We start from the raw sequence: 13436 nt of genomic DNA on the forward strand, positions 1-13436 counted from the left end.
TTTACGGCTTCGTTGCCGCTTGTGGTTGTGGTCTGGAGCCGTGTTCCCCGGACGCGCGCAGAAGGCGCGCCAAGGTCCGATGCACCCCGCATCGGCGGGACGGGCGCGGCATCGCCGCACCCGCAAGGATCAGAACTGCAGGCCGCCTTCGCGCGCGGCGTCGGCCAGCGCCTTGATGCGGCCGTGGTAGCGGTAGCCCGAGCGGTCGAAGGCGACCTTCTCGACGCCCGCGGCCTTGGCGCGCTCGGCGATCAGCTTGCCGACCTTGGCGGCGGCGTCGCTGTTCTTGCCGTTCTTCAGGCCTTCCTTGACGTCGGCCTGCAGGGTGTTCGCCGCGGCGAGGACCTTGGAGCCGTCGGCGGTGAAGACCTGCGCGTACAGGTGCTGGCCGGTGCGCAGCACCGACAGGCGGGCGACGCCGAGCTCGCGGATGTGGGCGCGGGTCGACTTGGCGCGACGCAGGCGGGCGATGTTCTTGTTGATGGTCATGTCTGTGTCCTACGGAAGCTGAAGGAAGCGAGGCGTTCGTGGGGAACCCGGCCTCGCGGCCGGACTCCTGGCGGAAGGACCTGGCTTAGGCCTTCTTGGCTTCCTTGCGAATGATGGCTTCACCGGCGTACTTCACACCCTTGCCCTTGTAGGGCTCCGGCGGACGGAAACCGCGGATCTTGGCGGCAACTTCGCCGACGCGCTGCTTGTCGGCGCCCTGCACCAGGATCTCGGTCTGGGTCGGAGCGGCCAGGGTGATGCCTTCCGGCGCGCTGAACACGATCGGGTGCGAGAAACCGAGCGCCAGGCTCAGGTCCTTGCCCTGCATCGTGGCACGGTAGCCGACGCCCACCAGCTCGAGCTTGCGCTCGAAGCCCGCGGACACGCCCTGCACCATGTTCGCCAGGATGGCGCGGACGGTGCCGGTGATGGCGATGTGCGACGGATCGTTCGCCGACAGCGTGGCGACGCCATTTTCCTGCTTGATTTCGACGCCGGCGGGCTTCGGCAGCGACAGGGTGCCCTTCGGGCCCTTGACGCTGACCTGGTCGGCCTGGACGGTGAGTTCGACGCCCTTCGGGAGGGAGATCGGCTTCTTGGCTACGCGGGACATGTAAGTACTCCTTCCCTTAGGCCACGAAGCACAGGACTTCGCCACCGACGCCGGCCTGACGGGCCTGCGCATCGGTCATGATGCCCTTGGACGTGGAAATGATGGCAACGCCCAGACCGCCGAGAACCTTCGGCAGCTCGGTCTTGCCGCGATACTGGCGCAGACCCGAACGCGAAACGCGCTTGAGCGTATCGATGACCGGACGGCCCTCGAAATACTTCAGCACGATTTCCAGTTCGGACTTGTTGTTCTCGATCACGTTGACGCGCAGATCGCTGATGTAGCCTTCGGCCTTCAGCACTTCCGCGATCGCAACCTTGATCTTGGAGGACGGCATCTTCACCGTCGGCTTGCCAACCGCGGCCGCATTCTTGATGCGGACCAGCAGGTCGGCGATGGGATCAGTCATGCTCATGGTGTCTACCTTTGAGTGCACCGATATCCGCTTTCGCGAAAATCTTGTGTGGTGGAGCTGTGGAATGACGCTGGGGGTGAAGCGCAACCGCCGGAGGAACCCGCGACGGCTGCATACCCATCCCTGCCGCGAGGCAAGGAGCGGGAGTATACGACAAAAAGTCCGACTTGCGTCGGACTCGTTGTCTGAACGACACGCGGGCGGCGGGACCGCCCTGCCCCGGCCCCGCGGACGGGACCGGCGCCGCTGGAATTACCAGCTGGCCTTGCGCAGGCCCGGCACGTCGCCGTTCATGGTCGCCTTGCGCAGCATGTTGCGGCCCAGGCCGAACTTGCTGTACACGCCACGCGGGCGGCCGGACAGTTCGCAACGGGTGCGCTGGCGGCTCGGCGACGAATCGCGCGGCAGCTTCTGCAGCTTGGTCACGGCCTCGGCCTTCTCGTCGTACGAGGCGGTGCCGGAGGCGATGATCTTCTTCAGCGCATCACGCTTGTCGGCGAACTTCTTCGCCAGCTTCTTGCGCTTGATGTCGCGGTTGACCATGGAGGTCTTTGCCATCTGTAAATCCTCGGGATTCGAGATTGGGGATTGGAGATCTGCGGATCCGGGGTGGCGGGCGTGACGCCCTTCCATCCCGAATCCCGAGTCCCGAATCCCGGCGTCAATCAGTTACGGAACGGGAACTTGAACGCTTCGAGCAGCGCCTTGGCTTCGGCGTCGGTCTTGGCGGTGGTGGTGATGGCGATATCCATACCGCGGATCGCGTCGACGGCGTCGAAGTCGATTTCCGGGAAGATGATCTGCTCCTTCACGCCCATGTTGAAGTTGCCGCGGCCGTCGAACGAACGCCCCGAGACACCGCGGAAGTCGCGCACGCGCGGCAGCGAGATGTTGATCAGGCGATCCAGGAACTCGTACATCTTGGCGCGACGCAGCGTGGTCTTGCAGCCGATCGGCCAGCCATCGCGGATCTTGAACGAGGCCACCGAGATGCGCGACTTGGTCACCACCGGCTTCTGGCCGGAGACCTTGGCCATGTCGGCGACGGCGTTTTCCAGGATCTTCTTGTTCGTCGCGGCCTCGCCCACGCCCATGTTCAGCGTGACCTTGACCAGCTTCGGCACTTCCATCGGATTGGTGTAACCGAACTTCTTCATCAGAGCCGGTACCACTTCTTCCTTGTAGATCTTTTCGAGACGGGAAGTCATTGTGTCATTCCTCAGGCGTCGAGCGCCTCACCGCTGGAGCGGAACACACGCAGTTTGCGTCCATCCTCCAGCACCTTGAAGCCAACGCGGTCGCCCTTGCCCGTCGCCGGGTTGAGGATCGCAACGTTGGAAATATGGATCGACGCTTCGCGCTCGACCACGCCGCCGGCGACGCCCGCCTGCGGGTTCGGCTTGGTGTGGCGCTTGACGATGTTCGCGTTGGAGACGACCACGCGGTCGCCGTCGACGCGGACGACTTCGCCCTGCTTGCCCTTGTCCTTGCCGGTGGTGACGACGACCTGGTCGCCCTTCTTGATACGGTTAGCCATGTGTATGTCCTCCGCTCACAGCACTTCGGGAGCGAGCGAGACGATCTTCATGAACTTCTCGGAACGCAGCTCGCGGGTCACAGGCCCGAAGATGCGCGTACCGATCGGCTCCTGCTTGTTGTTGAGCAACACCGCGGCGTTGCCGTCGAAGCGGATCAACGAACCGTCCGGACGACGCACACCCTTGCGGGTGCGCACCACGACGGCGTCGTAGACTTCGCCCTTCTTGACCTTGCCGCGCGGGATCGCGTCCTTGACGGTGACCTTGATGATGTCGCCAATGTGCGCGTAGCGGCGCTTGGAGCCGCCGAGCACCTTGATGCACATCACTTCCTTGGCACCGGAATTGTCGGCGACGTCGAGGTAGCTCTGCATCTGGATCATGATTCAGATCTCCCTTATTCGGCCGCGCGGGTGACGATTTCCACCACCCGCCAGTTCTTGGTCTTGGACATCGGCGCAATCTCAGTCACGCGCACGACATCGCCTTCGTTGCAGGCGTTGTCGGCGTCGTGGGCGTGGAGTTTGGTCGAGCGCTTGATGTACTTGCCGTACAGCGCATGCTTGACCTGACGCTCCACCAGCACGGTGACGGTCTTGTCCATCTTGTTGCTGACCACACGGCCTTCGACCGTGCGCAGCGTCTTGCTTTCGTTATTGTCGCTCATCGCGGCCATCCTTACTTCGTGCTGCCGAGCAGGTGCTTGACGCGAGCGATCTCGCGGCGCACCCGGCGGGTTTCGTGAGTCTTCGGCAGCTGCCCGGTGACCTGCTGCATGCGCAGGGCGAACTGCTCCTTGCGCAGATCGGTCAGGTGGGCCTTCAGATCGTCGGCCGACTTCTCGCGGAGTTGTTTGATGTCCATCAGCGTACCGTCCGGGTCACGAAGGTGGTGGTCACCGAAAGCTTGGCAGCGGCCAGGCGGAACGCCTCGCGCGCGACATCTTCGCCGACGCCTTCGATTTCATAGATCATGCGACCGGGCTGGATCTGGGCGACCCAGTACTCGACGTTACCCTTACCGGAGCCCATTCGCACTTCGATCGGCTTCTTGGTGATCGGCTTGTCCGGGAACACGCGGATCCACATCTTGCCGCCGCGCTTGACGTAGCGACTGATCGAGCGGCGCGCCGCCTCGATCTGGCGCGCGGTCAGCTGACCGTGCGCCGTGGCCTTCAGCCCGTACTCGCCGAAGCTGACGGCGTTTCCGCTCCACGCCAGGCCGTCGTTACGACCCTTGTGCATCTTGCGGTATTTGGTTCGCTTGGGTTGCAACATTGCCGTTACCTCGCTTCACGGGCCGGACGCGACGGACGGTCGCCACGGTCGCCGCGATCGTTACGATCGTTGCGCGGGGAATCGTCCTGCTTTTCCTGGCCAACCTGGGAGAAATCGAAGATCTCGCCCTTGTAGATCCAGACCTTGATGCCGATGATGCCGTAGGTCGTCTTGGCTTCAGCGAAGCCGTAGTCGATGTCGGCACGCAGCGTGTGCAGCGGCACGCGGCCCTCGCGGTACCACTCGGAACGGGCGATTTCCGCACCGTTCAGACGGCCGGCGACGTTGACCTTGATGCCCAGGGCACCCAGGCGCATCGCGTTGCCGACCGAGCGCTTCATCGCGCGGCGGAACATGATGCGACGCTCCAGCTGCTGCGCGATCGACTCGGCGACCAGCTGCGCATCCAGCTCCGGCTTGCGCACTTCAGTGACGTTGATGTGGGCGGGGACGCCCATCATCTCGCTCACTTCCTTGCGCAGCTTCTCGATGTCCTCACCGCGCTTGCCGATCACCACGCCCGGGCGGGCGGTGTGGATCGTCACGCGCGCGGTCTTGGCCGGACGCTCGATCAGGATCTTGCTGATGCCCGCCTGCGCCAGCTTCTTGCGCAGCATTTCGCGGACCTTGAGGTCGGCCGCCAGGTAACCGGCGAACTCGGCCTTGTTGGCGTACCACTTGGAATTCCAGTCCTTGGCGATACCCAGGCGGATTCCGATCGGATGAACTTTATGACCCATCGTCTTTTCCTTTCCGCTTACTTGGCGGCGCCCACAACCACAGTGATGTGGCTGGTGCGCTTGAGGATGCGGGTACCGCGGCCTTTCGCCCGCGCCATGAAACGCTTCAGGGTCGGACCTTCATCAACCATGATGGTCTTGACCTTCAGCTCGTCGACATCCGCGCCTTGATTGTTCTCGGCATTGGCGATCGCCGACTCCACCACCTTCTTGATCAGGTGGGCAGCCTTCTTGTCCGAGAACTTCAGCAGGTTGACCGCCCGCTCGGCGGAAAGACCGCGGACCTGGTCAGCGACCAGGCGGGCCTTCTGCGGGGAGATGCGCGCGGTGCGCAGGATTGCTTTCGCTTCCATCGTCATCTCTCCTTACCGGCCCGACTTCTTGTCGCCACCGTGACCCTTGAAGGTCCGGGTGACGGCAAATTCGCCGAGCTTGTGGCCGACCATGTTCTCGTTGACCAGCACCGGAACGTGGTTCTTGCCGTTATGCACGGCGATGGTGAAACCCACCATCTCCGGCAGGATCATCGAGCGACGCGACCAGGTCTTGATCGGACGCTTGCTACCGGCCGCGGCCTCCACCTTCTTGACGAGGTGGTGATCGACGAACGGGCCCTTCTTGAGTGAACGTGCCATGGTCGATTAGCCCCTACGATCGCGGACGATGAATTGTTCGGTGCGCTTGTTATGGCGCGTCTTGTAACCCTTGGTCGGGACACCCCACGGGGTGACCGGATGCGGATTACCCTGACCGGCCTTCGCCTCACCACCACCGTGCGGGTGGTCCACCGGGTTCATGGCCGCACCGCGAACGGTCGGACGCACGCCGCGCCAGCGCTTGGCGCCCGCCTTGCCCAGCTTCTCGAGGTTGTGCTCGTCGTTGCCGACTTCGCCGATGGTGGCGCGGCACTCGGACGGCACCTTGCGCATTTCGCCGGAGCGCAGACGCAGGGTGGCGTAGATGCCTTCACGCGCGACCAGCTGCACCGCGGCGCCGGCGGCACGCGCGATCTGCGCGCCCTTGCCCGGCTTCAGCTCGATCCCGTGGACGGTGGTACCGACCGGGATGTTGCGCAGCGGCAGGGTATTGCCGGTCTTGATCGGCGCATCCGAACCCGCGATCACCTGGTCGCCGGCCTTCAGACCCTTCGGCGCGATGATGTAGCGGCGCTCGCCGTCGGCGTAGCACAGCAGGGCGATATGGGCGGTGCGGTTGGGATCGTATTCGATCCGCTCCACGCGCGCCGGGATACCTTCCTTGTTGCGCTTGAAGTCGATGACGCGGTAGTGCTGCTTGTGGCCACCGCCGACGTGGCGGGTGGTGATGCGGCCGTGGTGGTTACGACCACCGGACTTGCTCTGCTTTTCCACCAGTGCAGCGTGCGGGGCGCCCTTGTGCAGATCGGGCGTGACCACGCGCACGGCCGAACGACGGCCTGCGGAGGTGGGCTTGAATTTCATCAATGGCATGGGATGTACCTCAGGCCTTGGCCGTTACGTCGATGGACTGGCCTTCGGCCAGACGCACGTACGCCTTGCGCCAATCGCCGCGACGACCGCTGCGCGAACGGAAGGACTTGTTCTTGCCCTTGACGTTCAACACGTTGACCGACTCGACCTTGACGTCGAACAGCTGCTCGACCGCGGCCTTGACATCGGCCTTGGTGGCTTCGTTCGAAATCTCGAAGACGTACTGATTGGAGAGTTCCTGCAGGCGCGCGGTCTTTTCCGAGACACGCGGAGCGCGCAGCACGCTGAAGATTTTTTCGTTGCTGCTCATGCCAGCCACTCCTCGACCTTCTTGACCGCATCGGCGGTGATCACGACCGTGTCGGCCCCGACCAGCGACACCGGATCCAGGCCCTGCACGTCACGCACTTCCACATAGGGAAGGTTGCGGGCCGACAGGTACAGATGCTCGGAGGCTTCTTCGGTCACGATCAACGGGCGCTTGCCCACTTCCAGACCCTTCAGCTTCTCGACCAGGCCCTTGGTCTTGCTGGCCTCGACGTCGAACGCGTCGACGACCATCAGGCGGCCCTGGCGGTTCAGTTCCGAGAGAATCGCGCAGATGGCCGCGCGGTACATCTTGCGGTTGACCTTCTGCTCGAAGCTGCGCGGCTTGGCCGCGAAGGTCACGCCACCACCGACGAAGATCGGAGCGGTCAGCGCGCCGTGGCGAGCGCCACCGCCCTTCTGCTTCTTCGACTTCTTGGTGGTGCCGTTGACTTCCGAACGCGTCTTCTGCGCCTTGGTGCCGGCGCGGCCGGCGTTGCGATAGGCGACGACGACCTGGTGGACCAGATCCTCGCTGAAATCGCGGCCGAACACGGCGTCGGAGACCGAGACCTTGTTGTTGCTACCCGTGATAACGAGTTCCATCGTCATCTCTCCTTATGCCTTGCTAGCCGGACGCACGATCACGTCGCCACCGGCAGCGCCAGGCACAGCGCCGCGGATGGCGATCAGGCCACGCTCGACGTCGACCTTGACCACTTCCAGATTCTGCGTGCTCTGCTGCACCGCGCCCATGTGGCCGGACATCTTCTTGCCCGGGAAAACGCGGCCCGGGGTCTGGCGCTGGCCCAGCGAACCCGGCGCGCGATGCGACAGCGAGTTACCGTGGGTGGCGTCGCCCATGCGGAAGTTGTGCCGCTTGATGGTGCCCTGGAAGCCCTTACCCTTGGTGACGCCCTGGACATCGACCTTCTGGCCGACGGCGAAGATGTCCGCCTTGATTTCGCCGCCGACGGCGAACTCGCCCAGCTGCGCGTCCTCGACGCGGAACTCCCACAGGCCACGACCCGCTTCCACCTTCGCCTTGGCGAAGTGGCCAGCAGCCGGCTTGTTGACCAGCGCGGCGCGACGGGCGCCCACGGTGATCTGCACGGCGCTGTAGCCGTCGGCTTCGACGGTCTTGAGCTGGGTGATGCGGTTCGGGGTCGCTTCGATCAGGGTCACCGGGATGGAGCGGCCGTCTTCGGTGAAGACGCGGCTCATGCCGGCCTTGCGGCCCACGAAGCCCAACGAATACTTCTTCGTCATGGTCGTAGTCCTCAGGTCAACTTGATCTGGACATCGACGCCAGCCGCGAGTTCGAGCTTCATCAGCGCGTCCACGGTCTTGTCGTTGGGGTCGACGATGTCGAGCACGCGCTTGTGCGTGCGGGTCTCGTACTGGTCACGCGCGTCCTTGTCGACGTGCGGGGAAACGAGGATGGTGTAGCGTTCGATCTTGGTCGGCAGCGGGATCGGGCCACGCACTTGCGCGCCGGTCCGCTTGGCCGTCTCGACGATCTCGCTGGCCGAACGGTCGATCAAACGATGATCGAACGCCTTCAGCCGAATCCGGATCTTTTGGTCCGCCATGACGGTGGGTTCCTTCGTTAAAAGAGCGACGGGCAAGGCCTCTGGGATACCTGCCCCGGTTGTTTCCTGAAGTCGTACCGCCAAGCATCCGGCTCGGCGGGGGCATTCCTCCGCCCCAAAAACTGGGGCAGACCAGTCGACCCGGCCTGCCCAGACGGAAAAGTATAATGCGCAGCTAGAGCAACGTCAACAACCCGGGGTTGTTGAGTGCTCCATGCGACGCGACCTTCCCGGTCCTGCGAACACGAGCGGCGTCCTGCCTCTCTTTTCGCTGTCTTGCCGGCGCCCTACCCAGGAACGCCGAGCCGCGCATTATAGCGACGACTTCACGCCTGCGCAACACGGCACGGCAAAAAATCGCGGGGCCGTTGGCATCCCCGGAAACGACGAAGGGCCGGCTTGCACCGACCCTTCGCGCTGCCGGCGACCGCGGTCGCTGGCAGATCCACCCGGCGGCCACGGCCGCCGGGGGCATTACTTGATGATCTTGGCCACCACGCCGGCGCCGACGGTACGGCCGCCTTCGCGGATCGCGAAACGCAGACCTTCGTCCATCGCCACCGGGTTGATCAGCGTCACCACCATCTTGACGTTGTCGCCCGGCATCACCATTTCCACGCCTTCCGGCAGCTGCACCGCACCGGTGATGTCGGTGGTGCGGAAGTAGAACTGCGGACGGTAGCCCTTGAAGAACGGGGTGTGACGGCCGCCCTCGTCCTTCGACAGCACGTACACTTCGGCTTCGAAGTCGGTGTGCGGCTTGATCGAACCCGGCTTGCACAGCACCTGGCCGCGCTCCACGTCGTCACGCTTGGTGCCGCGCAGCAGCAGGCCCGCGTTGTCGCCCGCCTGGCCCTGGTCCAGCAGCTTGCGGAACATTTCCACGCCGGTCACGGTGGTCTTCTGCGTCGCACGGATGCCGACGATTTCGATTTCGTCGCCCACCTTGATCACGCCGCGCTCGATACGGCCGGTCACCACGGTGCCGCGGCCCGAGATCGAGAACACGTCTTCCACCGGCATCAGGAACGGCTTGTCCACGTCGCGCTGCGGCTCCGGGATGAACGAGTCCAGCGCGTCCACCAGCTTCAGGATCGCCGGCACGCCGATTTCGCTCTGGTCGCCTTCCAGCGCCAGGCGGGCCGAACCGTGGATGATCGGAGTGTCGTCGCCCGGGAAGTCGTACTTGCTCAGCAGCTCGCGCACTTCCATCTCGACCAGCTCGAGCAGCTCGGCGTCGTCGACCATGTCGGCCTTGTTCAGGAACACCACGATGTGCGGCACGCCGACCTGACGCGACAGCAGGATGTGCTCGCGGGTCTGCGGCATCGGGCCGTCAGCGGCCGAGCACACCAGGATCGCGCCGTCCATCTGCGCCGCACCGGTGATCATGTTCTTCACGTAGTCCGCGTGACCCGGGCAATCCACGTGCGCGTAGTGGCGCGTCGGGGATTCGTATTCCACGTGGGCGGTCGAGATCGTGATGCCGCGCGCCTTCTCTTCCGGCGCCGCGTCGATCGCGTCATACGCCTTGAACTCGCCGCCGAAGCGCTCTGCGCCGATCTTGGTCAGCGCCGCGGTCAGCGTGGTCTTGCCGTGGTCGACGTGACCGATGGTGCCGACGTTGACGTGCGGCTTGGTGCGCTCGAACTTACCCTTTGCCATGTCTTCTCTACCTCGTGATTCGTATTGGGGAACGAGCGAGCGGGATGCGGCGCGGACCCGGTCCGCGGCACGCATCCCGCCGCTCTAATCTCAGTTCTTCTTGATGACCGAGTCGGCGATGTTGGCCGGCGCTTCGGCGTAGTGGTCGAACTCCATCGAGAACGTGGCGCGACCCTGCGACATCGAGCGCAGCGTGGTGGCGTAGCCGAACATTTCGCCCAGCGGCACCATCGCGTTGATCACCTTGCCCGACGGGCTGTCGTCCTGGCCCTGCAGGATGCCGCGACGGCGGCTCACGTCGCCCATCACGTCGCCCAGGTAGTCCTCCGGGGTGACGATCTCGACCTTCATGATCGGCTCCAGCAGCACCGGGTTGGCCTTGTTGAAGCCTTCCTTGAAGCCCATCGAGCCGGCGATCTTGAACGCCATTTCCGACGAGTCGACGTCGTGGTACGAACCGTCGATCAGGCGCACCTTGACGTCCACGATCGGGTAGCCGGCCATCACGCCGTTGGCCACCGCTTCCTGGATGCCCTTGTCCACCGCCGGGATGTATTCCTTCGGCACCACGCCGCCGACGATCGCGTTCTCGAAGGTGTAGCCCTGGCCGCGTTCCTGCGGCTCGATCTCGAGCACGACGTGGCCGTACTGGCCCTTACCGCCGGACTGGCGCACGAACTTGCCTTCCTGCTTGACCGCCTTGCGGATGGTCTCGCGGTAGGCCACCTGCGGCTTGCCGACGTTGGCCTCCACGTTGAACTCGCGCTTCATGCGGTCGACGATGATTTCCAGGTGCAGCTCGCCCATGCCGCGGATGATGGTCTGGCCGGACTCTTCGTCGGTGTTGACGCGGAACGAGGGATCTTCCTGCGCCAGACGGCTCAGCGCGATGCCCATCTTTTCCTGGTCCGACTTGGTCTTCGGCTCGACCGCCATCGAGATCACCGGCTCCGGGAACACCATGCGTTCCAGGGTGATGATGTGGTCCTGCGCGCACAGCGTGTCGCCGGTGGTGACGTCCTTCAGGCCCACCGCCGCGGCGATGTCGCCCGCGCGCACTTCCTTGATCTCTTCGCGGTTGTTGGAGTGCATCTGCAGGATGCGGCCCACGCGCTCCTTCTTCGACTTGACCGGGTTGTACACCTGGTCACCGGAGTTCAGCGTGCCCGAGTAGACGCGGAAGAAGGTCAGCGAGCCGACGAACGGGTCGGTCATGATCTTGAACGCCAGCGCCGAGAACGGCGCGGTGTCGGTGGCCGGACGGCTGTCTTCCTTCTCGTCCTCGTCGATGCCCTTGACCGGCGGGCGGTCGCTGGGCGACGGCAGCAGCTGGATCACGCCATCGAGCATGGCCTGCACGCCCTTGTTCTTGAACGCGGTACCGCAGTACACCGGCACCACTTCCACCTTCAGGGTACGCTCGCGCAGACCGCCCAGGATCTCGGCCTCGGACAGGTCGCCCTCGTTGAGGTACTTGTCCATCAGGTCTTCATTGGCTTCGGCCGCGGCCTCGACCATGAACGCGCGCGCCTCGGTGGCCTTGTCGACCAGGTGCGCGGGGATGTCGCGGTATTCGAACACGGTGCCCTGCGAAGCGGTATCCCAGTGGATCGCCTTCATCTTGACCAGGTCGACCACGCCCTCGAAGCCGTCTTCGGCGCCGATCGGCACCTGCATCGGCACCGGGTAGGCGCCCAGGCGGGCCTTCAGCTGCTCGACGACCTTGTCGAAGTTGGCGCCGGTACGGTCCATCTTGTTGACGAACGCCAGACGCGGCACCGCGTACTTGTTGGCCTGACGCCACACGGTCTCGGACTGCGGCTGCACGCCGCCGACCGCGCACAGCACGAACACCGCGCCGTCGAGCACGCGCAGCGAGCGCTCGACTTCGATGGTGAAGTCCACGTGCCCGGGGGTGTCGATGATGTTGAAGCGGTGCTGCGGCATGGACTTGTCCATACCGGTCCAGAACGCGGTGGTGGCCGCGGAGGTGATCGTGATGCCACGCTCCTGCTCCTGCTCCATCCAGTCCATCGTCGCGGCACCGTCATGCACCTCGCCGATCTTGTGGCTGACGCCGGTGTAGAACAGGATGCGTTCGGAGGTGGTGGTCTTGCCGGCATCGATGTGGGCCATGATGCCGAAGTTGCGGTAACGCTCGATGGGAGTGGTACGGGCCACAGGGAGCCTCTCAAATTTCTTGGATTTCGGATGGCCGAACGCCGCCTTGCGGCGGCCTTCGGATTTGTGCCGCGCGCAACGGCGCGGCTAGCGGCACTCAGATGGTGCCAGCGGGCCCCGTTTCCAAGGCCCGGAAGGTCACCAGCGGTAGTGCGCGAACGCCTTGTTCGCTTCCGCCATGCGGTGAGTCTCTTCGCGCTTCTTGATGGCGCCACCACGGTTTTCCGAGGCATCGACCAGCTCGGCCGCGAGCTTGCGCGGCATCGAGTTCTCGCCGCGCTTGCGCGCCGAGTCGATCAGCCAGCGCATCGCCAGCGCCATGCGACGGGAGGAACGCACCTCGACCGGCACCTGGTAGGTGGCACCGCCGACGCGGCGCGACTTGACTTCGACCGCCGGAGCGACGTTGTCCAGCGCCTTCTGCACCAGCTCGATGGCGCTGGGGTTCTTCTCGCCGATGACGTCCATCGCGCCGTAGACGATCTTTTCGGCGACCGACTTCTTGCCGCTCAGCATCACCATGTTGATGAAGCGGGCGATGGTTTCGCTCCCGTGCTTGGGATCCGGGAGAACGGCGCGCTGCGGCGTATTACCTTTACGAGACATGTGTACTTTCCCTTAGCTCTTCGGGCGCTTGGCGCCGTACTTGGAACGACCCTGGCGACGCTTGGCAACGCCGGCGGCGTCGAGCGAACCGCGCACGGTGTGGTAGCGCACGCCCGGCAGGTCCTTGACGCGGCCGCCGCGGATCAGGACCACGGAGTGCTCCTGCAGGTTGTGGCCTTCGCCGCCGATGTAGCTGATGACCTCTTCCTGGTTCGTCAGGCGCACCTTGGCGACCTTGCGCAGGGCCGAGTTCGGCTTCTTCGGGGTGGTGGTGTACACGCGCGTGCAGACGCCACGGCGCTGCGGGCACTTGTCCAGCGCCGGAGAGGCGCTCTTGTAGGTGGTCGCCTGCCGCGGCTTGCGGACCAGCTGGTTGATCGTCGCCATCAGTGGATTCTTCTGATTGAGGCCGTCGGGCCTGGATGCGTGAAAACGAAGGCAGGCCGAAGGACGGCCTGCCGAGACAGGAAAGTATAGCGGGCAAGTCAAAGCGCCGTCAACACAACGGAATTTTTACTTGCTGGCCCATCCGGGGCCGGAATACG

General features: G+C 64.4%; 22 protein-coding genes. All 22 read right to left on the reverse strand.

The genetic code is table 11. The features are described from left to right. Nucleotides 1–129: 129 nt before the first annotated feature. The 22 genes from rplR to rpsL all read right to left on the reverse strand — a co-directional run bounded on the left by rplR (nt 130) and on the right by rpsL (nt 13278). A complete protein-coding gene (gene rplR, locus AC1PME_RS16435) occupies nt 130–489 on the reverse strand; it encodes a 50S ribosomal protein L18 (protein ID WP_254458958.1) in 360 nt (119 codons plus the stop codon). 85 nt (nt 490–574) lie between these two features. After that, nucleotides 575–1102, reverse strand: coding sequence for a 50S ribosomal protein L6 (gene rplF, locus AC1PME_RS16440; protein ID WP_017908703.1), 528 nt, complete (start codon nt 1100–1102; stop codon nt 575–577). Nucleotides 1103–1118: 16 nt separating this feature from the next. Continuing rightward, on the reverse strand, nt 1119–1517 hold the full coding sequence (gene rpsH, locus AC1PME_RS16445; RefSeq protein ID WP_481096450.1) for a 30S ribosomal protein S8: 399 nt from the start codon (nt 1515–1517) through the stop codon (nt 1119–1121). Between the two features lie 252 nt (nt 1518–1769). Beyond that, complete coding sequence (rpsN, locus tag AC1PME_RS16450) at nt 1770–2075, reverse strand: 30S ribosomal protein S14 (RefSeq protein WP_160967013.1); 306 nt, start codon at nt 2073–2075, stop codon at nt 1770–1772. A 107-nt stretch (nt 2076–2182) separates the two neighbouring features. Continuing rightward, a complete protein-coding gene (rplE, locus tag AC1PME_RS16455) occupies nt 2183–2725 on the reverse strand; it encodes a 50S ribosomal protein L5 (RefSeq protein ID WP_010341606.1) in 543 nt (180 codons plus the stop codon). A gap of 11 nt (nt 2726–2736) precedes the next feature. Then, nucleotides 2737–3054 (reverse strand): 50S ribosomal protein L24, encoded by a 318-nt coding sequence (gene rplX, locus AC1PME_RS16460; RefSeq protein WP_010341604.1) that lies wholly within the window; start codon nt 3052–3054, stop codon nt 2737–2739. Nucleotides 3055–3069: 15 nt separating this feature from the next. Further along, nucleotides 3070–3438, reverse strand: coding sequence for a 50S ribosomal protein L14 (gene rplN / locus AC1PME_RS16465; RefSeq protein ID WP_003486699.1), 369 nt, complete (start codon nt 3436–3438; stop codon nt 3070–3072). Between the two features lie 14 nt (nt 3439–3452). Then, a complete protein-coding gene (gene rpsQ, locus AC1PME_RS16470) occupies nt 3453–3722 on the reverse strand; it encodes a 30S ribosomal protein S17 (RefSeq protein ID WP_010341599.1) in 270 nt (89 codons plus the stop codon). An 11-nt stretch (nt 3723–3733) separates the two neighbouring features. Next, on the reverse strand, nt 3734–3919 hold the full coding sequence (gene rpmC / locus AC1PME_RS16475) for a 50S ribosomal protein L29 (RefSeq protein ID WP_010341597.1): 186 nt from the start codon (nt 3917–3919) through the stop codon (nt 3734–3736). Continuing rightward, nucleotides 3919–4332 carry a 50S ribosomal protein L16 gene (gene rplP, locus AC1PME_RS16480; protein ID WP_003470657.1) on the reverse strand — a complete coding sequence of 138 codons (414 nt, stop codon included), beginning with the start codon at nt 4330–4332 and terminating at the stop codon, nt 3919–3921. Before rplP ends, rpmC begins: the two co-directional genes overlap by 1 nt. A 5-nt stretch (nt 4333–4337) precedes the next feature. Beyond that, nucleotides 4338–5072 (reverse strand): 30S ribosomal protein S3, encoded by a 735-nt coding sequence (gene rpsC / locus AC1PME_RS16485; RefSeq protein WP_010341595.1) that lies wholly within the window; start codon nt 5070–5072, stop codon nt 4338–4340. Between the two features lie 17 nt (nt 5073–5089). Beyond that, on the reverse strand, nt 5090–5425 hold the full coding sequence (rplV, locus tag AC1PME_RS16490; protein WP_003470663.1) for a 50S ribosomal protein L22: 336 nt from the start codon (nt 5423–5425) through the stop codon (nt 5090–5092). Nucleotides 5426–5437: 12 nt separating this feature from the next. After that, nucleotides 5438–5707: a 30S ribosomal protein S19 gene (gene rpsS, locus AC1PME_RS16495; RefSeq protein ID WP_010341594.1), complete on the reverse strand. Its 270-nt coding sequence runs from the start codon at nt 5705–5707 to the stop codon at nt 5438–5440. A gap of 6 nt (nt 5708–5713) precedes the next feature. Next, complete coding sequence (gene rplB, locus AC1PME_RS16500; RefSeq protein WP_010341593.1) at nt 5714–6541, reverse strand: 50S ribosomal protein L2; 828 nt, start codon at nt 6539–6541, stop codon at nt 5714–5716. 10 nt (nt 6542–6551) lie between these two features. Next, complete coding sequence (gene rplW, locus AC1PME_RS16505) at nt 6552–6851, reverse strand: 50S ribosomal protein L23 (RefSeq protein WP_010341592.1); 300 nt, start codon at nt 6849–6851, stop codon at nt 6552–6554. Further along, nucleotides 6848–7453, reverse strand: coding sequence for a 50S ribosomal protein L4 (gene rplD, locus AC1PME_RS16510; protein ID WP_010341591.1), 606 nt, complete (start codon nt 7451–7453; stop codon nt 6848–6850). Before rplD ends, rplW begins: the two co-directional genes overlap by 4 nt. Before the next feature lie 12 nt (nt 7454–7465). After that, complete coding sequence (gene rplC / locus AC1PME_RS16515) at nt 7466–8116, reverse strand: 50S ribosomal protein L3 (RefSeq protein WP_019796625.1); 651 nt, start codon at nt 8114–8116, stop codon at nt 7466–7468. Nucleotides 8117–8127: 11 nt separating this feature from the next. Beyond that, on the reverse strand, nt 8128–8439 hold the full coding sequence (gene rpsJ / locus AC1PME_RS16520) for a 30S ribosomal protein S10 (RefSeq protein ID WP_010341589.1): 312 nt from the start codon (nt 8437–8439) through the stop codon (nt 8128–8130). Nucleotides 8440–8913: 474 nt separating this feature from the next. Further along, on the reverse strand, nt 8914–10104 hold the full coding sequence (gene tuf / locus AC1PME_RS16525; protein ID WP_242081676.1) for an elongation factor Tu: 1191 nt from the start codon (nt 10102–10104) through the stop codon (nt 8914–8916). A 90-nt stretch (nt 10105–10194) separates the two neighbouring features. Then, a complete protein-coding gene (gene fusA, locus AC1PME_RS16530) occupies nt 10195–12285 on the reverse strand; it encodes an elongation factor G (RefSeq protein WP_017914774.1) in 2091 nt (696 codons plus the stop codon). 138 nt (nt 12286–12423) lie between these two features. Then, the gene (gene rpsG / locus AC1PME_RS16535; protein ID WP_481096451.1) at nt 12424–12891 is read right to left on the reverse strand and encodes a 30S ribosomal protein S7; all 468 of its coding nucleotides are present in this window, start codon (nt 12889–12891) and stop codon (nt 12424–12426) included. A 12-nt stretch (nt 12892–12903) separates the two neighbouring features. Beyond that, a complete protein-coding gene (gene rpsL / locus AC1PME_RS16540) occupies nt 12904–13278 on the reverse strand; it encodes a 30S ribosomal protein S12 (RefSeq protein ID WP_003469157.1) in 375 nt (124 codons plus the stop codon). Nucleotides 13279–13436 lie beyond the last annotated feature (158 nt).

The sequence above is a fragment of the Xanthomonas sp. NCPPB 901 genome (genome assembly GCF_056725085.1).